At 52.0% G+C, this 660-nt stretch carries 2 protein-coding genes; both read right to left on the bottom strand.

Going from position 1 to position 660, the window contains the following annotated elements; all coding sequences use genetic code 11:
• On the bottom strand, nucleotides 1–192 hold a 192-nt coding region (locus tag N6G83_RS54470; protein ID WP_312847443.1), incomplete at its 3' end, for a 50S ribosomal protein L18.
• Nucleotides 193–201: 9 nt separating this feature from the next.
• On the bottom strand, nucleotides 202–660 hold a 459-nt coding region (gene rplF / locus N6G83_RS54465; protein WP_260524441.1), incomplete at its 5' end, for a 50S ribosomal protein L6.

Raw genomic sequence — 660 nt, 5'->3', positions numbered from 1 at the left:
GTACTTCAATTGCTCAGTGATAGCTTTTTCTAAAGTAGAAGCGGCTACCAGAACTTCAGAACCATTTGGAGCAATGACCTGTGCGTAAATGTGACGCGGGGTACGATGTACCACCAGGCGGGTTGCACCCAGTTCTTTGAGCTTACGGCGTGCGCGGGTCGCACGACGGATACGAGCAGATTTCTTATCCATAGTGTTACCTTACTTCTTCTTAGCCTCTTTGGTACGCACGACTTCGTCGGCGTAACGGACACCCTTGCCTTTATAAGGCTCAGGACGGCGGTAGGCACGCAGATCTGCAGCAACCTGGCCAATAACCTGCTTATCAGCGCCTTTCAGCACGATTTCAGTTTGGCTTGGGCATTCAGCAGTAATACCTGCTGGCAGCTGGTGATCGATTGGGTGAGAGAAGCCCAGGGCTAAATTCACCACGTTGCCTTTAACAGCAGCACGATAACCAACACCTACCAGTTGAAGCTTCTTGGTGAAACCTTCGGTAACACCGACAACCATTGCGTTCAGCAGAGCGCGCGTGGTACCCGCTTGGGCCCATGCATTAGCAAAACCTTCGCGTGGTGCGAAAGTCAGTGCGTTAGCTTCTTGCTTCACTTCAACGGCGTCATGGACTGTACGAGTCAGCTCGCCGTTCTTACCCTTAAC

This window comes from Serratia sp. PL7, from assembly GCF_945957435.1.
Note: the sequence above shows the minus strand (reverse complement) of the source record. Positions and strands in the feature narration are given on the sequence as shown.